This window comes from Kitasatospora sp. MBT66, assembly GCF_000710405.2.
GTDB classification, from domain to species: Bacteria; Actinomycetota; Actinomycetes; order Streptomycetales; family Streptomycetaceae; genus Kitasatospora; species Kitasatospora purpeofusca.
This window is the reverse complement of the sequence record NZ_JAIY01000006.1, coordinates 647,061-668,545: the sequence shown is the minus strand read 5'-3', so window position 1 is coordinate 668,545 and position 21,485 is coordinate 647,061. Positions and strand designations below refer to the sequence as shown.

Here is a 21,485-nt window from a genome sequence, read left to right as displayed (position 1 = left end):
TGGTGCGGCCGTCCGGCGGGCCGTCCGGGCGGCCGATCGGCCTCTGCGCCGGTCGGCCGGACCGCCGGGCCGTGAGCCGTTCGGCCGGCCACCCAGCCCGGGCATGTTATCGGCTCGGCCGACCGGAGACCTCGCTGTCCTGCGCCGCCGCTCCGTCCTGCGCCACCGCGCTGTCCTGGGCCGCCGCGACCGGCAGCAGCGGCCGGTGGCAGGCGACGGTCCGTCCCGGCGCCACCTCGCGCAGCTCCGGCACCTCCCGCGCGCACCGCTCGTCGGCGAACGGGCAGCGGGTGCGGAACCGGCAGCCGGACGGCGGGTCGAGCGGCGAGGGCGGGTCGGCCGGGAGCAGCCCGGTGTCGCCGAGCGGCCGCCCGGGCTCGGGGACGGCGGCGAGCAGCGCGGCCGTGTAGGGGTGGGCGGGGGCGGCGAGCACCTCTTCGGTGGGGCCCTGCTCGCAGAGCCGGCCGAGCTGGAGCACCGCGACGTCGTCGCTGACCGCGCGGACCACACCGAGGTCGTGCGAGATGAACAGGCTCGCCAGGCCCCGTTCCTCGGTCAGCCGGCGGAGCAGGTTGAGCACGGTGGCCTGGGCCGAGACGTCGAGCGCGGACACGGCCTCGTCGGCGATCAGGACCCGGGGTTCGGCGGCCAGCGCCCGGGCGATGGCGACCCGCTGCGCCTGGCCGCCGGAGAGCTGGGCGGGCCGGCGGTCGCCGAACAGGGCGAGCGGCAGCCCGACGGCCTCCAGTTGGCGTTCGACCACGGCGGCGCGGTCCACCGCCGGGTCGGGGTGGGCGTCGAGCGCTTCGGCGACCAGGTCGCGGACGGTGCGGCGCGGGTTGAGCGAGGAGACCGGGTCCTGGAACACCATCTGCAGCCGGGGCCGCAGGGCCCGCAGCGCGCGGGGGGCGAGGGCGGCCAGGTCGGTGCCGTCCACGGTGACGGTGCCGGCGGTGGGCGGGGGCAGTCGGAGCAGGGCCTTGGCGATGCTGCTCTTGCCGGAGCCGGACTCGCCGACCAGGGCGAGGGTGCGGCGTTCGCGCAGAGTCAGGTCGACCTCGCTGACGGCGTGCAGCGGGCCGGAGCAGGTGCGGTGGACCACCGACAGTCCGGTGGCCCGCAGCACGACGGGGGAGGGTTCGGGGGTGGGGACGACGGGGGTCGTGGCGGGGGTCATACGGTCTCCTGGGCCTTCGACACGGACGCGGACGCCGGACCGATCGGCAGGGTGAGCGGGAAGTGGCAGGCGGCCGTGTGGCCGTCGCCGGCCCGGTGGAGCGGGGGCGCCTCCGTCGAGCAGACCGCCTCGGCGCGCTCGCAGCGCGGCGCGAACGGGCAGCCGACGGCCGGCCGGGAGAGGTCCGGCGGCGAGCCGGCCACGGCGGGCAGGACGCGGCGCAGCGGCCCGGTGACCCTCGGCACCGAGCGCAGCAGCGCGGCGGTGTAGGGGTGGGCGGGTGCCTCGGTGACGGCCTCGGTGGGCCCGGTCTCGACGATCCGCCCGCCGTACATGACGGCGATCCGCCGGGCCCGGCCGTACAGCAGGCCGATGTCGTGGGTGATGAGCAGGGTGGCGAGGCCGCGGGTCCCGCGGTGCCGGTCGAGCAGGTCGAGGACGGTGCGCTGGACGGTGACGTCGAGCGCGGTGGTGGGCTCGTCGGCGAGCAGCAGGGCGGGGGAGCCGGCCAGCGCGGCGGCGATGCCGACCCGCTGCCGCAGTCCGCCGGACAGCTCGTGCGGGTAGGCGCGGGCGCGCCGGGCCGGGTCGGGCACGTCGACGGCGGCGAGCAGTTCGGCGGCGGTGCGCAGCCGTTCCCGGCGGCGCATCCGGCGCCGGTTGGTGAGCGACTCGGTGACCTGGTCGGCGATCCGGACCACCGGGTTGAGCGAGGTCATCGGGTCCTGGTGGACCATGGCCACGCCGGTGCCGAGGAGTTCGGCGCGCCGGCGCGGGGCGGCGGTGAGCAGGTCCTCGCCGTTGAGCAGGACCTGCCCGGTGGCGGTGGCCCGGGTGGCGCGGGGGTGGACGCCGAGCACGGTGCGGGCCAGTACGGACTTGCCGGAGCCGGACTCGCCGACCACGCCGAGGCACTCCCCGGCGTCGATGCTGAGGTCGATGCCGTGCAGGACGTGCAGGGTGCGGCCGTCGGGGGTGTGCAGGGTGGTGTCCAGCGAGCGGACTTCCAGGACAGGGCTGGTCATCCCCGGCCTCCCTTCGAACGGAGCTGCTCGCCCAGGTAGTTGAGGGCGAGGACGGTCAGGCAGAGCACCGCCGCGGGGGCGAGCGAGATCCACGGCGCGCTGCCGAGGGTGGTCCGGCCCTCGGCGATGATGCCGCCCCAGGACGGCTCCGGCGGGCGCAGGCCGAAGCCGAGGAAGCTGAGCGAGCCCTCGGCGACGATCGCGACCGTGGTGGCGGTGAACGCGAAGGTGAGCGCGACCGGCGCGACGTGCGGGACCACCTCGCGGCGCAGGATGCGCAGCGGCGCGGTGCCGATCATCCGGGCGGCCTGGACGAAGCCGCGCTCGCTGAGCGACAGGACGACGGCGCGCACCACCCGGGTGAAGTGCGGCACGGTGAACAGGCCGATCAGGCTGCCGATCACGGTCAGGCTCGGGCCGCGCAGCGCGACCGTGATCATCACCAGGATCAGCGAGGGCACCGACATCAGCAGGTCGGTGGCGAAGCCGATCGCCTTGTCCACCGGGCCCCGGAACCAGCCCGCCGCCAGGCCGAGCGCCCCGCCGCCGAGCAGGCCGACGGCGATGGTCAGCCCGGCGACGGCGAAGGAGGCGCGGGCGCCGGCGACGGTGCGCTGCAGGACGTCCCGTCCGGCCGCGTCGGTGCCCAGCCAGTGGCCGGGGCCGGGGGCGGCGGAGGGGTGGGCGAAGTCGCCGTGCAGCGGGTCGAACCCGGGCAGCAGCGGGAGCAGCAGGGCGGCGAGCGCGACCAGCGCCAGCCAGGCGCCGGCGGCCAGCACCCCGGGGGCCGGACGGCGCGCGGTCGGACGGCGGGCGGCGGCGGGCGGAGCAGTCGGGCCGGTAGTGGCGGAAGTGGCGGTAGTGGCGGGCTCAGCGACGCTCATCGGCGATCCTCGGGTCGACGGTGCGGTACAGCAGGTCCACGGCGACGGTGGCCGCCACCACGCCGACGGCGCTGACCACCACCACGGCCTGCACCACCGGGAAGTCGCGGCCGGCGATCGCGGTGGCCGCCAGGGTGCCGACGCCCGGTACCGCGAACAGCGACTCGACCAGCACCGAGCCGCCGAGCGACATCCCGATGCCGATCCCGACCAGGGTGACCAGCGGCAGCGAGGAGGGCCGCAGCGCGCGCCGCAGCAGCAGCCGCACCGTGCCCATGCCGCGGCTGCGGGCGGCGGCCACGTAGGTCTGGTCGAGGGTGTCGATCAGCTGGCCGCGCAGGGTGCGGGTGAACACGGCCGCCTCGGTGAGGCCGAGGGTGAGCGCGGGCAGCACCAGGTGGCGCAGGTTCTCGAACGGGTCCTCGGTGAACGGCGTCCAGCCGGTGGCGGGCAGGATCCGCAGCTGGACGGCGGCGAGCCAGATCAGCACCAGGCCGAGCACGAAGCCGGGCACCGCGAGCCAGACGAAGGCGCCGGCGGTGGCGATCCGGTCGACCGCGCCGCCCGGCCGCCAGGCCGAGTACAGGGCCACCGGCAGGGCCAGGCCGAGTGCCACCAGCTGGGCGGCGACGAAGAGTTCGAGGGTGACCGGGATCCGGTCGGCGAGTTCGGTGGTGACGGCCGCGCCGGTGGACAGCGAGTGGCCGAGGTCGCCGTGCAGGGCGTCGCCGAGCCAGCGCCAGGCGGCGACGAGCACGTTGTCGTCCAGGCCGAGCTTCGCCTCGTACGCGGTGACCTGCTCGGGCGTGGCGGTGGGGCCGAGCGCGGCGAGGGCGGGGGAGCCGGGCATGAGGTGGGGCAGGGCGAGCGCCGAGACGGTGACCAGCAGCAGGACCGCGGCGGCCCGTCCGGCCCGTCCGGCGACGCGCCCCGCGGTTCGCAGGACGGGCGCCAGGGCGGTCGGAGCGGTTGTCCGGGCTGCTGTCCGGGCGGCTGGTGCGTGGGCTGGTGCGTGGGCGGGTGCGTGGGCGGGTGTCACTTCTTCACCCACAGCACGGCGGGGGAGACGCTGACCACGGTCCGCTTCGAGACGTCGGGAAGTCCGCCGAGCTTGGCGGAGGCGAGGAAGCCGACCGGGTTCTCGGTCAGGAAGAGCATCGGGGCGTCGGCGACGATCTCCCGTGCGGCCTCCTGGTAGGCGCGGGCCCGCTGCGCCGGGTCGACGGTGCCGTGCCCGGCGGTGATCGCCTGCGCGGCCCCCGGGTTGTTCCAGCCGGTGAAGTTGTAGGGGGAGTTGGGCAGGAAGAGGCTGGTCAGGGCGGTGTCGGTGTCGCCGAACATGCTGGTGACGAAGTCCATCACCTGGAACTGGCGCTGGTACATCGCGGTGCCGAGGCCCGCCTGGTCCAGCGGCTTGATGGTCATCCGGACGCCCGCCTCGGCGAACATCTGCTGGAGCACGGTGGCCCGCTGCTGGGCCTCGGGCCGGCTGTCGACCAGGTAGTCGAAGGCGAGGTCGGCGTGGCCGGCCTCGGCGAGCAGGGCCTTGGCCTTCGCGGCGTCGTGCGCGGGGTACCCGGCGTCGGCGCCGCCCCGGTAGGGCGAGGTGGAGCCGATCGGGCCGTCCGCGACCCTGCCCTGGTCGAGGTGGACGACCCGCTCGACGGCGGCGCGGTCCACGGCGTACTGGAGCGCCTTGCGGACCTTCGGGTCGTCGAAGGGGGCGGCCTTGGTGTTGAACAGCACGGTGGAGGTCGAGCCGGGGCCGGTCGCGGCGCGCAGCCCGTCGCCGGCGGCCTGCTTGTACTGCGCGGGGGTCTCGGTCCAGACGAGGTCGGCGTCGCCGGAGCGCAGCGACTGGTAGCGGCTGTCGGTGTCCGGCAGCACCTTGTAGACGAGCTTGTCGGCGTGGCCCTGGGGCCCCCGGTAGCCCGGGTTGCGCACCAGGGTGGCGGAGACGCCGGGCTGCACGCTCTCCACCGTGTACGGGCCGGAGCCGACGGCGGGGGTGTCGGGGCCGGCGGGCGCCTCGGAGATGTAGCCGAGGGAGCGGGTGAACAGGTTGGGGAAGGCGGCGTTCGGGGCCTTGAGGGCGAAGCCGACCGAGGTCGGGGAGTTCACCGTCATGGCGCCGATGCTCGCGGCGTCGATCGCGCAGGCGCACTTGGCCTCGGGCCTGGCGAGCCGGTCGACGTGGTCGACGACGGCCTGCGCGTCCAGCGGCTTGCCGTCGCTGAAGGTGACGCCCTCGGGCAGCTCCAGCGTCCAGGCGGTGGCGTCGGCGTTCGGGGTGAAGGACTTGGCCAGGTGGGGCTGGACGGCACCGTTGTCGGCGTTGGCCATCAGCGGGTCGTAGAGCGCGTTGGCCAGGATCATCATCGGCATCGAGGTGAGGCCGCTGTCGGCCGGGTCGAGCTTGGTGAACGGCCGGTCGAGGCCGATGCGCAGGGTGCCGCCGTCGACGGCGGGGCCGTCGTCCTTGGGCGCGGAGCCGGTCGCGGCGCCGCCGGAGAGGGTGTCGTCGGAGGCGGAGCAGGCGACGGCGGTGAGGGCGAGGGCCGCCGTGCAGACCGCGGATGCCAGAACGTGCGTGTGCCGCTTCATGGTTCCTCGTGGGGTTCGGTGGGGGCGGGGGGAGTGGGGACGGCGCGGATGGCCGAGGGGAGAGCGAGGGAAAAGCGGAGCGGGAGCGGGGGGAGGACGGGCGGTCCCGACCGGGCCGGTCGCCGTCGGTGCCCAGCTTTTGGAAGTGGCACAACTGCCAATTGGCAGTTCTGCAAACTTCACATGACGAGCTGACGACGACTTCACGCTCGGCTTGAGCGGCCGCTCCGGGCGTGATTCCGTACGACCAAGGCCGCTGGCGGCAGACGAGTTGACGAGGAGCGAGCAGGATGCAGGGGCAGGGGACGGACACCGCGGCGGAGCCCGGACTGCGCGACCGCAAACGCGCGCGGACCAGGCAGGCGATCCGTACGGCGGGGCTCGACCTCTTCGAGGAGCAGGGCTTCGAGAGCACCACGGTGGACCAGATCTGCCGGCGCGCGGACGTCGCCCACCGCACCTTCTTCCGGTACTACGAGTGCAAGGAGGCCCTGCTCTTCGGCATGGACTTCGGGCTCGCGGTCCTGGACGCCTTCGCCGCCGCCCCGTCCGGACTCGGCATCTGGGAGGCCTTCGAGCACGCCGGGGCCACCACCGACGGGCAGCTGGAGGAGCCGGCCGAGCACACCGCGCGGCGCCGGGCGCTGCGGCGCCGGTTCATCGGCATCCGCAGTGTGCACGACTTCGCGCTGATCATGATCGACACGTTCTCGCAGCGGGCGGCGGCGATCGCGGCCGACCGGCTGGGCGTGGACGTGGCCGCCGACCTGCGGCCGCACGCCCTGGCGGCGCTGCTGGCGGGGATGACCCGGCGGCACGTCGTCGACGGCGAGGAGGGGCGGCCGCTGGCGGACTGGGCGGTGGCCTTCCGGCAGTTGCTCGGGCCGCTCGCGGGGCCGGAGCCGGAACCGGAGCCGACGGCCGTGCCGTCCGGGCCCGCCGTGCCGTCCGGACCCGCCGGGTGAGCGCGCCCGGCTACCGGGCGGGCCCCGACCCGCCCGCGCCGTCCGCCCCGCCGGGCTCGCGGTAGTGCAGCACGAACCGCGCGCTGCTGCCGTCGATCCGCCGCCGCACGTACAGCGCGGGCGTGCCGTCCGGCGTGCAGCTGACACCCTCGCGGACCAGCAGCGGCGTGCCCGGCGTCACCCCGAGCAGCTCCGCGTCCGCGAGGTCCGCGCCGATCGCGCCGAACGCCCGCCAGTCGTACTCCAGCTCCACCCCGGCCGCCCCGGCCAGGGCGAGCACCATGTTCCCCGGCCGTCCCGGCCGCAGCAGTTCGGCCGGCAGCGGCCGGGTCGGCACCCAGTAGCTGTTCGCCACCCGGGGCCGGCCGCCGATCCGGATCACCGTGTCCACCCGGGACAACTCCCCGACGGTGCAGCCCAGTTGCCGGGCCGCCTCGCCGTCCTCGGCGGAGCCGCCGACGGCCGGGGTCGCCACCACGGCCTCGCCGTCGCCCTCGACGGTGCCCGCCGCCCCCTCCGGCAGGGGGGTGTCCAGCGGCAGGGCGCGGTGGACGCTGCCGAGGTCGAACCGCTGGCTGCGCGGGTCGACCGTGATCGAGACCCGCACCGCCGGCGGGCGCACGAAGGTCCCCACACCCCGGCGGATCTCCAGCACCGCGGCCCGCTCCAGCTCCGCCACCGCCTGCCGGACGGTCAGCCGGTTGACGCCGAAGTCGGCGCTCAGCTCCGGCTCGCTGGGCAGCCGGGAGCCCGCCGGGTACGTCCCGGCGTCGATGCGCTCCTGGAGCTGCCGGGCCAGCCGGCGGTACAGCGGGGTGTCGCTTCGGTGCGTTGCCACGCGCCCGATCCTACGGAGCCGCGGGGCGGCTTCCGTCCGGGGTTGTCCGGAAGTTCACCCCGGCGCCGCTTGCCCCGACGCCGACCGGCCAGGTAGACATCTAGACGTCTAGATGTCCCGCCGCACTGTGACCCTCCCCCTGGCTCTCCCCCTTCCCCCGACCGACCCCCACCACCGAGAGGCCCCCACCATGACCCTGGTCAACTTCCGCGACCCCGCCACCCTCGCCGACCCCGCCGGCCGCTGGATCCGCCCCGGCGCCCTCTACCGCTCCGCCCAGCCGTTCCCCCACGACAACGCCGACATCTCCGCCCAGCTGCGCACCGCCGGCGTCCGCACGATCGTCGACCTGCGCGGCGACGCCGAGGTCCGGGACAACGACTGGGCGGTGTCGGCGGCCGACGGCGTCGAGGTGGTCGCCGCCCGCATCCAGCCCACCAACGGCGAGCTGGCGGCGGCCATGCGGCAGATGACCACCGACGCCGACCTCGGCGCCTTCTACCTGCTGATGGCCGAGTCCGCCCCCGAGGCCGTCAAGCTCGCCGTCGAGGCCGCCGCCCGCCCCGGCGGCGTGCTGCTGCACTGCGCCGCCGGCAAGGACCGAACCGGCCTGCTCACCGCCCTGCTGCTCGACCTGCTCGGCGTGCCCGCCGAGGAGATCGTCGCCGACTACGCCCGCACCGGCGCCGCGCTGACCCAGATCTTCGAGGGCCTGGCCGAGCGCAACCGGGCCGCGCTGAACGACTACGAGAACGGCACCCTGACCGTCCCCCGCCCGCTGCTGGAGGCCCCGGCCGGCGCGATGGCGGCCTTCCTGGAGCTCGTCGGCAACCGCTACGGCGGCACCGAGGGCTTCCTCGCCCACTGCGGCGTGGACGCCGGGACCGTCGCCGCCTTCCGCGCCAAGGCCGCCGCCGGGGTGACCGCATGAGCACCGCGAGCCGCCCGCAGCCGCTGCGCCACACCGACGGCACGCCGTTCCGCGACCTCAACCACAACGGCACCATGGAGCCCTACGAGGACCCGCGGCTGCCCGTCGAGGAGCGCGTCGAGGACCTCCTGGCCCGGATGACCCTGCCGGAGAAGGCCGCCCTGATGCTCCACGGCCGGATGCTCCCCGGCAACCAGGGCCCCTTCCCCTCCGGCGAGCACCTCGTCACCGAACACGGCCTCACCGCCTTCGCCATGATGGCCGTCCCCGACGCCCGCGCCATGGCCGAGTGGAACAACCACGTCCAGGACCTCGCCGCCGCCGCCCGCCTCGGCATCCCGGTCACCCTCGCCTCCGACCCCCGGCACGGCTTCACCGCCAACCCGGCCACCGCCTTCACCGGCGGCGGCTTCTCCACCGGCCCCGAGCCGATCGGGCTGGCCGCCACCGACGACCCGGAACTCGTCGAGCGCTACGCCGCCCTGATCGGCCGCGAACTGCGGGCCGTCGGCATCCGGATCGCCATCCACCCGATGGCCGACCTCGCCACCGAGCCGCGCTGGGCCCGGATCAGCGGCACCTTCGGCGAGGACCCGGACCGCGCCTCCCGGATCATCGGCGCCTACATCCGCGGCCTCCAGGGCGGGCCGATCGGCCCCGACAGCGTCGCCTGCATGACCAAGCACTTCCCCGGCGGCGGCCCGCAGTTCAAGGGCGAGGACTCGCACTTCGCGGCCGGCCGCCGGCTGGTCTACCCCGGCGGCGCGCTCGACCGGCACCTGCGCCCCTTCGAGGCCGCGTTCGCGGTCGGCACCGCCCAGATCATGCCCGCCTACGCGATCCCCTCCGGCAGCGGGCTGGCCGAGGTCGGCGCCAACTTCAACCACGACGTCATCACCGGACTGCTGCGCGGGAAGTACGGCTTCGACGGCGTGGTCTGCACCGACTTCAACGCCATCACCGGCATGGACGTCCCCGGCATCGTCAGCCTGCCGCCGCGCCACTGGGGCGTCGAGGAGCTGTCCGTGCCGGAGCAGGTGGCGCTGACCCTGCACGCCGGGGCCGACCAGCTCGGCGGCGAGACCGACCCGGAACTGATCCTCGGCGTGGTCCGCTCCGGCGCCGTCACCGAGGCCCGCATCGACGAGTCCGTCCGCCGCATCCTGCGCGACAAGTTCCGCCTCGGCCTGTTCGACGACCCGTACGTGGACGTCGAGGCCGCCGTCGCCCTGGTCGGCACACCCGAGGGCCGCGCACTGGGCCGCGAGCTCCAGTCCCGCTCGCTGGTCCACCTGTCCGGCCGCCCGCTCACCGGCACCCGCCTCTACGTCGAGGGCGTCGACCCGGCCGTGGCCGCCCGCTACGGCACCGTCGTCGACCGGCCCGAGGACGCCGACCTCGCGGTCCTCCGCCTCGCCACGCCCTACGAGAAGCGCGAAGGACTGCTGGAGCAGGCCTTCCACTCCGGCTCGCTGGAGTTCGAACCGGCCGAGGCGGCCCGACTGGCGGAGCTGGCCCGGACACTGCCCACGGCGCTCGTCGCCCAGCTGGAGCGCCCCGCCGTCCTCACCCCGCTCGCCCCCCACGCGGCCCTGCTGGTGGGCGAGTTCGGCGCCGCCGACGACATCGTCCTGGACGCCGTCCTCGGCCGCACCCCGATGACCGGCACCCTCCCCTTCGACCTCCCCCGCTCCGACGGGGCCGTCGACGCCGCCCGCGAGGACGTCCCCTTCGACACCGCCGACCCGCTGTTCCGCTACGGCCACCCGATTGCCCCGCGCGACGGGGGCAGCCCGGCCTGAGGCGCCCCCGGCCCCTCCCCGAGCAGGAGGTGCGGAGCGAGAAGTCGGCCGGACCGACTTCCCGCTCCGCACCTCCTCTTCCGTACCTCCTGCTCCGTTCGGTGCCGCGACCGCTGTAACGCGCCGTCGGTCCTGGAGCGTGTTGGTGGTGACATCAGTTCGAGAGGGGACCATTCGGTGGGGGACACACCCGCGGACTTCCTGGAGTTCGCCCACGCCCGCAGCGACCAGCTCTTCCGCACGGCGTGCCTGCTCACCGGCGACCGGCATCTGGCCGAGGACCTCGTGCAGGAGACGCTCGCCAAGATGTACCGGTCGTGGCGGCGGATCGACCGCACGCACGCGCCGGCCGCGTACGCCCACACCGTCCTGGTTCGCACCTTCACCTCGTACCGCCGTCGGCGCAGTGCGCAGGAACGCCCCGTCGAACGGCTTCCGGAGGGCACCGAGGCCTCCGGCGACCCCGAGCTGCGGCTGACCCTGCTGGACGGGCTCGCCCGGCTCGCCCCCAAGGAACGGGCGGTGCTGGTGCTGCGGTACTGGGAGGACCGGTCGGTCGAGGAGACCGCGCGCATGATGCAGCTGAACCCCGGCGCCGTCCGCACCCGCAGCCTGCGGGCACTGCAGAAGCTCCGTGCCGTACTCGGCGACGAGCTGCTCGCCGACCTCGCCCACCTCTGACCGGGCTGTGAACCCGCCATCCCCGCCCCTCGAAAGGAGAGCACCGTGAGCCCCGATCAGCAGCCCGGCCGACGTCTGCACGAGGCGATGCAGCACAGCTCCGACGCGTTCGGCCGGCACCGTGCCGACCTCGTCCTCCGCGCGGCCGCGCAGGGCCACCGGCTCCGCCTCGTCCGCCGGGCCCGGATCGCCGCGCTGGCCGGCGCCGTCGCCGGGGCCGCCGTGCTGGGGGCCGCGCAGCTCTCGCCCGGGGCCGCACCCGCCCCGCCACCGGCCGTGACCCCGACGTCGACCCCGACGTTCGCGCCCGTTCCGACCCGACCCCCGTCCGCCGCCCCGCCCGTCGGCGGCCCGCGCTCGGGACCGCTCGCGGCGCAACTGGCGGCCTTCATGCCTCCGGGAACGACCACCCGGGTCTCCAGCAGCGGGGCCTTCGAGGACGGACGCGTCACCTTGAGCCAGACCGGAACCGCCTCGGGATACGTCCTCCACGACGACGGGCGCGGCGGGGCCTCCGTCGGTGTGAGGCTCGCCGACGTCGACCGGCGCACCCCCACCTGCGACCCGGGGCCATGGCTCTTCTGCGACATCCTCGCGGACGGCACCGCGGTCAAGGCCGAGAAGGCCAGGCTGGCCAGTGGTTACCTGCTCTGGTCGGTGCACGTCCTCCACCCGGACGGCCGGAAGGTCGACGTGGACGAGCTCAACACCGACCGGATCCCGGAGAAGGCGACGACCGCCAGTCCCACCCGGGCCGAACCCCCGCTGACCATCGACCAGTTGCAGGCCATCGCCCTCAGTCCGCACTGGAACCGCTGACCGGCGGTCGCGGTGCCTCGCGCGTTCCGGGCGAGGCACCGTCGGGGGCGCCGCCGGTGACCGCCCCCGCCCGTCCCCGGGCCCGTCGCCTGACCCGGGCGCGCGACCTCGGGGAAAACCGCTCGCTCCGCCCGCCGCGCCGCTGGCAGAGTCGGACGCCATGCAGCACCAGTGCGAGATCCGGGCCGACTTCGACGCCACCACCATCACCCTCTACCAGGCGTACGCCCCCGCCGTCGCCGAACCCGCGCTTGCCGCACAGCGGTTCGTGCCGCCGTTCTCCTTCGGTCGGACGACCTGGATCAAGCCCTCGTTCGCCTGGCTGATGCACCGCAGCAACTGGGCGCGCAAGCCCGGCCAGGAACGCGTGCTCGCCGTCCGGATCACCCGTGCCGGCTGGGAGGAGGCCCTGCGCCGCGCCGTCCTGACCACCGCCGACCCGGCGGAGCTCGCCCGCGCCGAGGTGCACGTCCAGTGGGATCCGGAGCGTTCGCTGCGGGGCGCCGCGCTCAACCACTACAGCATCCAGGTGGGCGTGGGCCGGAGCCTGATCCGGACCTTCGCCGAGGAGTGGATCACCGGCATCACCGACCTCACCCCGCGGGTCCGGAGGATCGCCGACCTCGTCCGGGGCGGCCGGGCGGACCGGGCCCAGCGCCTCCTCCCGCCCGAGCGTTTGTACCCACTGCCCGCCCCGATCACTGCCCGGTTGGGCATGGACGGCTGACCCGGCACACCCCGTCCGGCGGTGCCGTCGTGTCAGGCCCCGGCCGGGACCGGTGAGTCGAAGACCTCGGGCGGGCCGTAGTCGCTGAACGCCATCGTGACCAGGAGCGCCGTCCCGTCCGCGGTCCAGCGCTTCTCGGCGTAGCGGGTGCGGCCGCCGGCGTCGACCCACTGGTCGAGGTCGATGCCCGTGGCACCCTCGGACTCCACGTCGGCGCGCGCCCGCGCGGAGACCTGGCCCAGCCGGTCGAGGTCCAGATGGCCGGCGAGGTGGTGGACGAGGACGCCGTCGCGGGTCTCCACGCCCTTGCGGGCCTCCGGGCCGAGGGAGAGCAGCACCGGGGCGTAGCCCGTGAGGTCGAACTCCGAGGCGTGGACGAGGGGCAGCGACATCCTGGTCCAGCTGCTGGTCGGGCCGCCGACGCGGTGGTACTCGGCGTCGGCGGTGATGACGATCTCCCTCGTGCTGCTGCCGACGCGGCGTTCCTGCCGGCCGGTGAAGAGGGTGTTGAAGTTCTGCCGTGCGGTGATGTTCATGAACACCTCCCCGCCGGTCTCGATCGTCGACCGGACCGAGACGGCGTACGGCTCCTTGCCCGCCTTCGCCACGGCCGCGGCCGGGTCGACCTCGGGCCTCGCGGTGGACGTGGCGACCGGGGCGGCTGCGGTCGACGGGCCGGAGGCGGCCGACGGGTTCCCGCCGGTGCAGCCCGTGAGCAGCAGCAGCCCGGCAACGGCGGCGGCAGTGGTGAGGACGTCGGCAGGGCGGACGGATCGGCGCATAGGGGCGGTGACTCCGAGAGTTGTCGACGGGTCAGCCGGAAACGTGGACCCACGTGCCCCAAGGACCCTCCGGATACGAATGTTTCAAGCCATCCGGATCTTATACGGCTAACAACCCCTTCGGCCCTGCCCCCGACGAGCCGTCCGGTGAACGGCGGCGGTCCGCGCTGTCATGGCGCTGGGCAGCCCACGCCCCATGGGAAGGCAGGAACATGAGGAGATTCACGTACACGGTCACCGGACCGGCACTGGCGCTCGCGGCCTCGGCGGTCCTCCTGGCCGCAGGCGATACGGCCCGCGCGGAGTCCGCCTACGACCAGATCACCATGCTGAAGCAGGAGAAGACCCAGTGGTGCTGGTCGGCCTCCGGGCTCACCATCGCCAAGTTCCAGGGATACGGCACCACCCAGGCGGACTTCTGCAAGCGCGCCTCGTCGTACGCCGGCGGTCCCAGCTGCGACAACCAGCCCGCCAGGCTGGAGGACATGGCCAACGCCTGGTACAGCCTGGGCATGGCCAAGCCCGGTACCGGTCTCACTCGCGCGGCGTCGTTCGCCGAGGTCACCACCGACGTCAAGGCCGCCCGGCCGATCGGCGCCCGGATCGGCTGGAAGACCGGCGGGGGGCACATGAACGTCGTCTACGGCTTCGACACCTCCAACAACACCGTCGCGGTCGGCGACCCGTGGCCGGACACCACCACCTACACGTGGTGGAACTACGCCGACTACGTCAACAACAGCTCGTTCCAGTGGACCCACTCCCGTACCGGCATCTCCGGCTAGACCGAGAAGACAGAGAAGGAGGACGACACATGCGTGACCGAGCTGTCCCCGTCGGCCGGAAGGCCGTCCGGCTCACCCCGCTCGCCCGGCTGCCGCTCGCCCTGGTGCTGGGCGCTACCGTGCTGCTGTCCGCCGCCGGTCCGGCCCGGGCCGTCGACATCCCCGACTACCAGGCCGCCCTGGACGTGGTGCGGTCGGCCGGCGTCCACGACGCCGTCTGCCGCTTCCTCGCCACCCCGCTGCCCGGGGCCGGTTCCGACCCCGGTTCCGACACCGTGGTGACGGTCCCCGACATGCCGGACCCGTGCGCCGGCCTGCCCGCGTTCACGCTCAACGACCCGCTCGCGGTGCACGAGATCACCCCGGACTTCGTCGCGGGCACCGCGCTGCCGGTCCCCACCTCGGCGGTCAGGCTCAGCCACCTGGTCTCCTCGCTCGGCGGCGCCGTCAACGACCGCACCGCCACCGTGCTGCTCGCCCCGTCCGAGGGCGGCGGCTGGCACCTCGCGGGGGTGCGGGACGGCGACAGCGACGCCGGGTACGCGGGCAGCGCGACGCCCGGCTCCCTGGTCTTCACCGAACCGCAGATCCGCGGCTGGTACCGGCTGACGCTCACCACCGTGGAGCCGCTCAACGACCCGGCCAGGGCCGGGCTCGACGGCAAGTCCGCGATGTCGCTGGCCGACTACCAGCAGGTGGTCAAGGCCCGTTACGCCGACAAGCTGCCCGGCTCCGATTACGACACCCGGGGCATGTCCAGCGGCTACGGGCCGGACGGCCGGGCGGCCGAACCGTCCGACCGCACGCCCCTGCTCGCGGGCGGCTCGATCGCGGCCCTCGCGCTCGCGGGCGGCGCCGCCGCTCTCGGCCGGCTCCGGCGCCGCCGCCGCGGCACGGTCTGAGCACTGCCCGCTGCCCCGTCCTGAGCCGGGCCCAGGGGGACTTTGCAAAGTCTCGTCGGACTTTGCAAAGTCCCCCTCTAGGCTTCGAGGGCCTTGCCGTACATCGACGAGGTGCGCCGGACCGTCATCCCCAACCGCTCGTACAGCGGCAGCGCGCCGGTCTCCGAGTGCGTCCACAGGGTGCACCGCTCCCGGCCGTACCGGTGGAACGCGCCGAACACCTCACCGAGCAGCAGCCGGGCGATCCCCCGGTGCCGGTGGTCGCGGCGGACGGCCAGCCGCTCGACGTGCCCCTCACCGCAGTCCGGCAGGTCCAGGGCCAGCGCCGCGCCGACCATGTCCCCGCCGGCGAAGGCCACCCGGGAGAGCGCGGGCACGAACGAGTCGTGCCCGACCGTCCGCAGCGCCCACTCCTCGTACGGACTGCGCCGCACCTGCCACTCGTCGAACGCGTCCTCGGTCACCCGGTGCGCCGTCCGCTCGTCGCCCGGCCGGAACGGCCGCACGGAGACCCCCGACGGCGGCGCGGCCGCCACCGGAGCGGCGGGCAGCGCGATCCCCAGCTGCCACTGGGAGACGAACGGCAGGTAGCCGCGCGAGCGCAGCAGCCGCACGGCGGCCCGGTCGCCGTCCTCCACGGCCTGCGCCAGCCGCTCCCCGCCCGCCCGCCGGGCCCGGTCCTCGGTCCAGTCCAGCAGCCACCCGCCCAACCCGGCGCCCCGGTGGCCGGGGTGGACGTCCACCCGGCTCCGCCGTCCGCCGCGCACCCATGCCCAGCCGGCCACCTCGCCGCGGCCGTCCCGCACCAGCAGGGCGTCCCGGGCGGGGTCGAGGCCGGGGTGCGCGAGGTCGGCGGCGACCTCGCCCGGCCCGCTCTCGGTACGGCCGAGCAGGTCGCGCTCGCAGGCGGCGACCAGCCGGGCGACGGCGGGGGCGTCGGCGACCGCCGCCGGTGCGGACCGGTAGCGGGCGGGGAGCGGCGGGAGTCCGGCGAGGTCGGTCATGCGTCCTGACTCTGCGCCACCCGCGCCGCTCCTGTCGACCGGATTCGGCGGACCGGGCCGGATCCGCCGGACCGCCGGGGCCGGGGACGGGAGAGGGGCCGCCTCCTGGCACGATCGTTGGATCGGAGGCGGCCCCGGCACCGGCCCCGGGCCACGCCGCTGACTGGGCATCGACCGCGTGGCTCGGACCGGTCACGAACCATCCGACAACCTCAACCGCACATGAGGTCAAGCCCCGCCGTCGAAAGGCGCCGGGTCCCGCCGCCCGCGCGGGACGACCCGGCACGGCTCAGGAGGACGTCCGCAGCTCCCGGATCCGGGTGATCCGGCCGCGGGCGTCCACGACCAGGTCGTAGGTGTCGCCGTAGCAGGCGTAGGGGGGTTCGGGCTCGCCGCCGGACAGGCAGGTGTCGAGGTGGTCCAGGAGGACGGGCAGCTGGACCTCCTTGGCGGGCTCGTCGTGCGGGAGGTCGACCAGGGTGGCGGTGGCGTGTGCGGCCAGGGCGAGTTCGACCGGTTCGGCGTCGCTGGGACAGCCGGGCGGCACCGGGCGGACGCTCAGCCGGCCGTCCCGGACCTCGAGGACCTGGACCACCCGGCGCCCGGCCCCGGTCTCGCAGGCGGCGGGGGAGACGGCGGGGGAGGCGAGGTCGAGGTCGGCCCCGGCTCCGGGGGACGCCCAGTACTCCTCGGTGTCCGGGTACCCGTCCTCCCCGGCGTCGTCGATGTCGTCGGCGTCGTCGGGGTCCCGGGCGTCGCCGACCTCGTCCGAGGACATTGCCAGCGTCGGGTCCTCGTCGATCGGGGTGCAGGCGGCGAGGCCGGTGGTGACGGCGCAACTGAGCAGCACGGCGAGGAGGAGGCGGCGGGGCGCGGTCATGGGATGAGTCTTCCAGGAACGTGACCGGACGAGACACCCGCGTACACGTGGAATCCGTCCGACCGGTTCCGCTTCACCGCCGCCACCGCCCCGGAACACTTTGCAAAGTCCCGGCAGCACTTTGCAAAGTGCCGCCGGAGGGCGCTCCTGCCCCACCGTTTCCGCCGGCCACCGCCCCCCACCACCGACCCCCACTGTTTCCGCCCCGGACGCACGACCGCCCCCGCCGGGCGTGCGGGCCCGGCGGGGGCGGAGGACAGGGGGCGGAGGACAGGGGGGAGGACACGGCGGCGGACGGGGAGCCCGGAAGCCCGGCAGCAGGGGAGCCCGGGACTACGCGGCCACCGGGTGCAGCGGGTCGTAGGCCCGCCGCGCCCGCTCCTGCGCCTGCGGCCCGGCCCGCAGGTGGTCCAGCCCGAGCAGAACGGCGCCCAGCACCGGCGGCGCGACGACGACCCGGGGCTCGGCGAGCGGCGCCACCCGCGCCAGGCGCGCGGTCAGGTTGTCCAGCAGCAGCGACTGCCGGGCGGCCAGCACTCCGCCGCCGAGCACCACCGGGGTCGGCGTGTCCAGCAGGTCGAGGCGGCGCAGCGCGACCAGCGCGAGCCGGGTGATCTCGTCGGCCTGCCGGTCGATCAGCTCCAGCGCCGCCCCGTCGCCCTCCCCGGCGACCGCGAACAGCACCCGCACGATCTCGTGCAGCCGGGCGAACGGCAGGTGCCCGAGGTGGACGGCCTCGGCGACGGCGACGGCGCTGGGCAGGCCGAAGTGCTCGGCGATCGCGGCCGCCAGGGCGGTCGGCCCGCCGCGCCCGTCCTCCGCGCGGACGGCGTGCCACATGCTGCTGACGGCCAGACCGGCGCCGCCGCCCCAGTCGCCGGTGAGCTCGCCGAGGGCGGGGAAGCGGGCGGTGCGGCCGTCCGGCAGCAGTCCGACGCAGTTGATGCCGGCGCCGCAGACGACGGCGACCCCGCGCGGGCCGTCGGTGCCGGCCCGCAGCAGGCCGAAGGTGTCGTTGACCACGGTGTTGCTGACGCCCCAGGGGTGGGACTCCAGGGCCACCCGCAGCGCCTCCTCCTCGACCGGGAGGTCGGCGTTGGCCAGGCAGGCGCTGACGTGGCTGGTCAGCGGGCCGGTCCAGCTGGTCAGCCCGGCGGCCGCGGCGGCCTCCTCGACCAGCGGGGCGAGGCCGGCCACGGCGGCGGCGCCACCGGTCTTCTGCGGTGTGAAGCCGCCGCCCCGGGCGGAGCCGAGGACACGGCCGTCGGCGCCGACGAGGGCGACGTCGGTCTTGGAGTTGCCGGCGTCGATGGCGAGGACGCCTGGCAGGTGTGGTTCGGGCTGGTGGGTCATCGGGTCCCCGCGGCTCGTCGTACGTGGCCCGGCCGGGGGTCTTTCCCGGCCGGGGATGGCTTCTCCTCCCGGCGTCCGCCGGGCGCCGGCCGCCGCGCCGCCGGTGGCCCGGCCCGCACTCCCCCCACGGGGTGCGGGCCGGGGGACCGGCGGCCCGGTCCGGCGCCGGGACGGGACCGGCGCGGAGGCCGGGCGGGTCAGGCCCAGGCGAGGTGCTCGCGGTTGTGGGCGAGCAGCCGGTCCGTGAGCCGGTCGGCGAGGTCGATCTGGCCGACCAGCGGGTGGGCGAGCAGTGCGTCGAAGACCCGGTCGCGACCGCCGCGCAGGGCGGCGTCCAGGGCCAGGTGCTCGTAGGAGGTGACGGCGGCGACCAGGCCGGCGTACAGCGGCTCCAGCGGGCGCTGCGGCAGCGGGCGCACGCCCGCCGCGTCGACCTCGGCCGGCACCTCGATCACGGCGTCGTCGGGCAGGAACGGCAGCACCCCGTCGTTGCGGGTGTTCACCACCTGCACCGAGGTCCCGCCGCCGGTGCCGAGCAGGGCGGCGATGAGCTGCACCGCCGCCTCGGAGTAGAACGCGCCGCCGCGCCGGTCGAGCAGCTCCGGCTTGGTGTCGAGGGCCGGGTCGGCGTACAGCTCCAGCAGCTGCCGCTCGATCTCGGCGACCTCGGCGGCCCGGGAGCCCTTGACCTTCAGCTCCTCCACCACCAGGTCGTGCTGGTAGAAGTACCGCAGGTAGTAGGACGGCACGACGCCGAGCCGCTCGACCACCCGCTGCGGCAGCCGGATGTCGTCGGCGATCTCCTTGCCGAAACCGGCCAGCAGTTCCGGCAGCACCTCCCGGCCGCCGGCCGCGCCGGGCGCGTCCAGCAGGGTGACGCCGCGCTCCCAGCTGAGGTGGTTGAGGCCGACGTGGTCGAGCCGGACCAGCTCCGGGTCGACCCCGAGGTGCTTGGCGAAGCGGCGCTGGAAGCCGATCGCCACGTTGCACAGGCCGACGGCCTTGTGGCCGGCCTCCCGCAGGGCGCGGGTGACGATGCCGACCGGGTTGGTGAAGTCGACGATCCAGGCGTCCGGGTTGGCGCGGCGGACCTTCTCGGCGATGTCGAGCACCACCGGGACGGTGCGCAGCGCCTTGGCGAGGCCGCCCGCGCCGGTGGTCTCCTGGCCGACGCAGCCGCACTCCAGCGGCCAGGTCTCGTCCTGGTTGCGGGCGGCCTGTCCGCCGACCCGCAGCTGCAGCAGCACCGCGTCGGCGTCCGCGACGCCGGCCTCGATGTCGGTGGTCGTGGTGACGACCGCGCCGTGGCCCTGCTTGGCGAAGATCCGCCGGGCCAGTCCGCCGATCAGCTCCAGCCGGTCGGCGGCCGGGTCGACGAGGACGAGTTCGCCGATCGGCAGGGTGTCGCGGAGCCTGGCGAAGCCGTCGATCAGCTCCGGGGTGTACGTAGAACCGCCGCCGATGATGGCCAGCTTGAGTGCGGACATCAGCCCTTGACCCCTGTCAGTGTCACGCCTTCGATGAAGGCCTTCTGTGCGAAGAAGAAGAGGACGATCACCGGGGCCATCACCAGCAGGGTGGCGGCCATGGTGAGGTTCCAGTTGGTGTGGTGGGCGCCCTTGAAGGACTCCAGTCCGTAGGAGAGGGTCCAGGCGTCGTGGTTGCTGCTGGCGTAGATCTGCGGGCCGAAGTAGTCGTTCCAGCAGTAGAAGAACTGGAACAGCGCGACGGCGGCGATGGCCGGCTTGGCCATCGGCAGCACCACCCGCAGCAGGGTGCGCAGTTCGCCGCAGCCGTCGATCCGGGCCGCCTCGATGTACTCCTTGGGGATGGTCAGCAGGAACTGCCGCAGCAGGAAGATCGAGAAGGCGTCGCCGAAGGCCATCGGGATGATCAGCGGCCAGAGCGAGCCGCCGAGGCCCAGCTGCTTCGCCCAGAACAGGTACATCGGGATGATGGTGACCTGCGGCGGCAGCATCATCATCGAGATGACCGCCATCATCGCCAGGTTGCGGCCGCGGAAGCGGAACTTCGCGAGGGCGTAGGCGACCGGCAGGCTGGAGACGACGGTCAGCACGGTGCCGGCGAGCGCGTAGAGCAGGGTGTTGCGCCACCAGGTCAGGAATCCGGGGGTGTTCCAGACCTTGCCGTAGTTGCCCCAGTTCCAGGAGGTGGGCCAGTAGTCGGTGGTGAGTGCCTGGCTGTCGGTCATCACCGAGGTGAGGAAGACGAAGACGAACGGCAGCAGGAAGAACAGGCCGGCGGCGATCGCCAGCGAGTGGACGGCCACCCAGTTGAGCAGCGCGCGCCGGCGGGCGACCCGCTCGGCGGCGGTGACGGGGCCGCGGGCGACGCCCCGGCCGGTCCGCTTCCCGGGTGCCTCGGAGGGGAGGGTCGAGCTGAGAGTCATGATCGTGTCCTCACTGGGCCGCTAGTCGTCGCTGGCCATGAAGCCGGACTTGCGGCGCATCAGCACCGAGGTCACGGCCATCGAGATGACGAACAGCACCAGGGCCACGACGCACGCCGCGCCGTAGTTGAAGCGCTGGAAGCCGAGGTTGTAGACCATCTGCGGCAGGGTCCAGGTGGAGCCGTTCGGGTAGCCGGGCTCGAACTGCTGGCCGGAGTTGCCCGCGTTGCCGGCGGCGACCCTTCCGGCGACGAAGGCCTGCGTGTAGTACTGCATGGTCTGGATGACGCCGGTGACCACCGCGAACATGATGATCGGCGAGATGTTCGGCAGGGTGACGTAGCGGAACCGCTGGAACGGGCCGGCCCCGTCGAGCTCGGCGGCCTCGTACTGCTCCTTCGGGACGTCCAGCAGGGACGCCATGAAGATGACCATCAGGTCGCCGACGCCCCACATGGCGAGCAGGGTGAGGGCGGGCTTCGACCAGTTCGGGTCGGCGAACCAGCCGGGCTGCGGCAGCCCGATCTCGCCGAGGAAGTGGTTCACCGGGCCGGTGCCGGGGTTGAGCAGGAAGGCGAAGGCGACGGTGGCGGCCACCGGCGGGGCCAGGTACGGCAGGTAGAAGGCGGTCCGGAAGAAGCCGACCCCGGACTTGATCTTGGTGATCAGCATCCCGATGCCGAGACCGAACGCCACCCGCAGGCTCACCATGACGACGACCAGCCACAGGGTGTTGCGCAGGCCCTGCCAGAACGCCGGGAGGTCGTTGAAGACGTAGTCCCAGTTCTTCAGGCCGGTGAAGGTCGGCGAGCCGAAGCCGTTGTACTTGGTGAACGAGAAGTAGATCGTCGAGATCAGCGGGTACAGGAAGAAGACGCTGAAGCCGATCAGCCAGGGGGAGAGGAAGGCGAGGGTG

21 protein-coding genes are annotated in these 21,485 nt (G+C 74.4%); 8 read left to right on the top strand and 13 right to left on the bottom strand.

The window, feature by feature from the left end; translation table 11 throughout:
* Positions 1-106: 106 nt before the first annotated feature.
* Genes BI06_RS15460 through BI06_RS15440 form a run of 5 tightly spaced genes read right to left on the bottom strand, consistent with a single transcriptional unit; the run spans position 107 to position 5,690 of the window.
* Complete coding sequence (locus tag BI06_RS15460) at positions 107-1,177, bottom strand: ABC transporter ATP-binding protein (protein ID WP_063794973.1); 1,071 nt, start codon at positions 1,175-1,177, stop codon at positions 107-109.
* Complete coding sequence (locus BI06_RS15455) at positions 1,174-2,202, bottom strand: ABC transporter ATP-binding protein (RefSeq protein WP_030395035.1); 1,029 nt, start codon at positions 2,200-2,202, stop codon at positions 1,174-1,176. Before BI06_RS15455 ends, BI06_RS15460 begins: the two co-directional genes overlap by 4 nt.
* On the bottom strand, positions 2,199-3,086 hold the full coding sequence (locus BI06_RS15450; RefSeq protein WP_030395034.1) for an ABC transporter permease: 888 nt from the start codon (positions 3,084-3,086) through the stop codon (positions 2,199-2,201). The genes BI06_RS15455 and BI06_RS15450 overlap by 4 nt, the downstream gene beginning before the upstream one ends.
* Positions 3,073-4,125, bottom strand: coding sequence for an ABC transporter permease (locus BI06_RS15445; RefSeq protein WP_082558499.1), 1,053 nt, complete (start codon positions 4,123-4,125; stop codon positions 3,073-3,075). The genes BI06_RS15450 and BI06_RS15445 overlap by 14 nt, the downstream gene beginning before the upstream one ends.
* Positions 4,122-5,690, bottom strand: a complete 1,569-nt coding sequence (locus tag BI06_RS15440) for an ABC transporter substrate-binding protein (protein WP_043468645.1) — start codon at positions 5,688-5,690, stop codon at positions 4,122-4,124. Before BI06_RS15440 ends, BI06_RS15445 begins: the two co-directional genes overlap by 4 nt.
* Before the next feature lie 290 nt (positions 5,691-5,980).
* Here BI06_RS15440 and BI06_RS15435 point away from each other — a divergent pair, with 290 nt between their 5' ends.
* The gene (locus tag BI06_RS15435; RefSeq protein WP_051741087.1) at positions 5,981-6,655 is read left to right on the top strand and encodes a TetR family transcriptional regulator; all 675 of its coding nucleotides are present in this window, start codon (positions 5,981-5,983) and stop codon (positions 6,653-6,655) included.
* Positions 6,656-6,665: 10 nt separating this feature from the next.
* On the opposite strand, the gene BI06_RS15430 is transcribed toward BI06_RS15435, so the two are convergent.
* Positions 6,666-7,493, bottom strand: coding sequence for a GntR family transcriptional regulator (locus BI06_RS15430; RefSeq protein WP_051741085.1), 828 nt, complete (start codon positions 7,491-7,493; stop codon positions 6,666-6,668).
* Between the two features lie 190 nt (positions 7,494-7,683).
* Between BI06_RS15430 and BI06_RS15425 the strand changes: the two genes are divergently transcribed.
* From BI06_RS15425 to BI06_RS15405, 5 genes are all read left to right on the top strand, one after another.
* Entirely contained in the window at positions 7,684-8,424 is a 741-nt protein-coding gene (locus BI06_RS15425; protein WP_051741083.1) for a tyrosine-protein phosphatase, read from the top strand.
* A complete protein-coding gene (locus BI06_RS15420; RefSeq protein ID WP_051741082.1) occupies positions 8,421-10,226 on the top strand; it encodes a glycoside hydrolase family 3 protein in 1,806 nt (601 codons plus the stop codon). The genes BI06_RS15425 and BI06_RS15420 overlap by 4 nt, the downstream gene beginning before the upstream one ends.
* A gap of 177 nt (positions 10,227-10,403) precedes the next feature.
* A complete protein-coding gene (locus tag BI06_RS15415; protein ID WP_043468644.1) occupies positions 10,404-10,907 on the top strand; it encodes a SigE family RNA polymerase sigma factor in 504 nt (167 codons plus the stop codon).
* A gap of 45 nt (positions 10,908-10,952) precedes the next feature.
* On the top strand, positions 10,953-11,726 hold the full coding sequence (locus tag BI06_RS15410) for a hypothetical protein (protein WP_043468641.1): 774 nt from the start codon (positions 10,953-10,955) through the stop codon (positions 11,724-11,726).
* Positions 11,727-11,886: 160 nt separating this feature from the next.
* Complete coding sequence (locus BI06_RS15405; protein ID WP_043468639.1) at positions 11,887-12,453, top strand: DUF4291 domain-containing protein; 567 nt, start codon at positions 11,887-11,889, stop codon at positions 12,451-12,453.
* 32 nt (positions 12,454-12,485) lie between these two features.
* On the opposite strand, the gene BI06_RS15400 is transcribed toward BI06_RS15405, so the two are convergent.
* Positions 12,486-13,235 carry a hypothetical protein gene (locus BI06_RS15400; protein ID WP_043468637.1) on the bottom strand — a complete coding sequence of 250 codons (750 nt, stop codon included), beginning with the start codon at positions 13,233-13,235 and terminating at the stop codon, positions 12,486-12,488.
* A 212-nt stretch (positions 13,236-13,447) separates the two neighbouring features.
* Here BI06_RS15400 and BI06_RS15395 point away from each other — a divergent pair, with 212 nt between their 5' ends.
* The gene (locus tag BI06_RS15395; RefSeq protein WP_043468635.1) at positions 13,448-14,020 is read left to right on the top strand and encodes a papain-like cysteine protease family protein; all 573 of its coding nucleotides are present in this window, start codon (positions 13,448-13,450) and stop codon (positions 14,018-14,020) included.
* A 29-nt stretch (positions 14,021-14,049) separates the two neighbouring features.
* Positions 14,050-14,922 carry a hypothetical protein gene (locus tag BI06_RS15390; protein WP_043468633.1) on the top strand — a complete coding sequence of 291 codons (873 nt, stop codon included), beginning with the start codon at positions 14,050-14,052 and terminating at the stop codon, positions 14,920-14,922.
* A gap of 77 nt (positions 14,923-14,999) precedes the next feature.
* Here BI06_RS15390 and BI06_RS15385 read toward each other — a convergent pair whose 3' ends face one another.
* The 6 genes from BI06_RS15385 to BI06_RS15360 form a co-directional block, all read right to left on the bottom strand.
* Complete coding sequence (locus BI06_RS15385) at positions 15,000-15,926, bottom strand: GNAT family N-acetyltransferase (protein ID WP_043468631.1); 927 nt, start codon at positions 15,924-15,926, stop codon at positions 15,000-15,002.
* A gap of 289 nt (positions 15,927-16,215) precedes the next feature.
* A complete protein-coding gene (locus tag BI06_RS15380; RefSeq protein ID WP_043468629.1) occupies positions 16,216-16,806 on the bottom strand; it encodes a hypothetical protein in 591 nt (196 codons plus the stop codon).
* Between the two features lie 333 nt (positions 16,807-17,139).
* Positions 17,140-18,159, bottom strand: a complete 1,020-nt coding sequence (locus tag BI06_RS15375) for an N-acetylglucosamine kinase (RefSeq protein WP_043468626.1) — start codon at positions 18,157-18,159, stop codon at positions 17,140-17,142.
* A 197-nt stretch (positions 18,160-18,356) separates the two neighbouring features.
* Entirely contained in the window at positions 18,357-19,646 is a 1,290-nt protein-coding gene (locus BI06_RS15370; protein ID WP_030395020.1) for a 6-phospho-beta-glucosidase, read from the bottom strand.
* On the bottom strand, positions 19,646-20,569 hold the full coding sequence (locus BI06_RS15365; protein WP_030395019.1) for a carbohydrate ABC transporter permease: 924 nt from the start codon (positions 20,567-20,569) through the stop codon (positions 19,646-19,648). The genes BI06_RS15370 and BI06_RS15365 overlap by 1 nt, the downstream gene beginning before the upstream one ends.
* A 21-nt stretch (positions 20,570-20,590) precedes the next feature.
* On the bottom strand, positions 20,591-21,485 hold an 895-nt coding region (locus BI06_RS15360; protein WP_043468624.1), incomplete at its 5' end, for a carbohydrate ABC transporter permease.

Bases quoted from the DNA above. Each gene is read 5' to 3' on its own strand.
- BI06_RS15455 (WP_030395035.1), bottom strand. From the start codon at position 2,202: ATGACCAGCCCTGTCCTGGAAGTCCGCTCGCTGGACACCACCCTGCAC.
- BI06_RS15385 (WP_043468631.1), bottom strand. From the start codon at position 15,926: ATGACCGACCTCGCCGGACTCCCGCCGCTCCCCGCCCGCTACCGGTCC.
- BI06_RS15380 (WP_043468629.1), bottom strand. From the start codon at position 16,806: ATGACCGCGCCCCGCCGCCTCCTCCTCGCCGTGCTGCTCAGTTGCGCC.
- BI06_RS15390 (WP_043468633.1), top strand. From the start codon at position 14,050: ATGCGTGACCGAGCTGTCCCCGTCGGCCGGAAGGCCGTCCGGCTCACC.
- BI06_RS15435 (WP_051741087.1), top strand. From the start codon at position 5,981: ATGCAGGGGCAGGGGACGGACACCGCGGCGGAGCCCGGACTGCGCGAC.
- BI06_RS15420 (WP_051741082.1), top strand. From the start codon at position 8,421: ATGAGCACCGCGAGCCGCCCGCAGCCGCTGCGCCACACCGACGGCACG.
- BI06_RS15370 (WP_030395020.1), bottom strand. From the start codon at position 19,646: ATGTCCGCACTCAAGCTGGCCATCATCGGCGGCGGTTCTACGTACACC.
- BI06_RS15405 (WP_043468639.1), top strand. From the start codon at position 11,887: ATGCAGCACCAGTGCGAGATCCGGGCCGACTTCGACGCCACCACCATC.
- BI06_RS15450 (WP_030395034.1), bottom strand. From the start codon at position 3,086: ATGAGCGTCGCTGAGCCCGCCACTACCGCCACTTCCGCCACTACCGGC.
- BI06_RS15395 (WP_043468635.1), top strand. From the start codon at position 13,448: ATGAGGAGATTCACGTACACGGTCACCGGACCGGCACTGGCGCTCGCG.
- BI06_RS15425 (WP_051741083.1), top strand. From the start codon at position 7,684: ATGACCCTGGTCAACTTCCGCGACCCCGCCACCCTCGCCGACCCCGCC.
- BI06_RS15375 (WP_043468626.1), bottom strand. From the start codon at position 18,159: ATGACCCACCAGCCCGAACCACACCTGCCAGGCGTCCTCGCCATCGAC.
- BI06_RS15365 (WP_030395019.1), bottom strand. From the start codon at position 20,569: ATGACTCTCAGCTCGACCCTCCCCTCCGAGGCACCCGGGAAGCGGACC.
- BI06_RS15440 (WP_043468645.1), bottom strand. From the start codon at position 5,690: ATGAAGCGGCACACGCACGTTCTGGCATCCGCGGTCTGCACGGCGGCC.
- BI06_RS15400 (WP_043468637.1), bottom strand. From the start codon at position 13,235: ATGCGCCGATCCGTCCGCCCTGCCGACGTCCTCACCACTGCCGCCGCC.
- BI06_RS15460 (WP_063794973.1), bottom strand. From the start codon at position 1,177: ATGACCCCCGCCACGACCCCCGTCGTCCCCACCCCCGAACCCTCCCCC.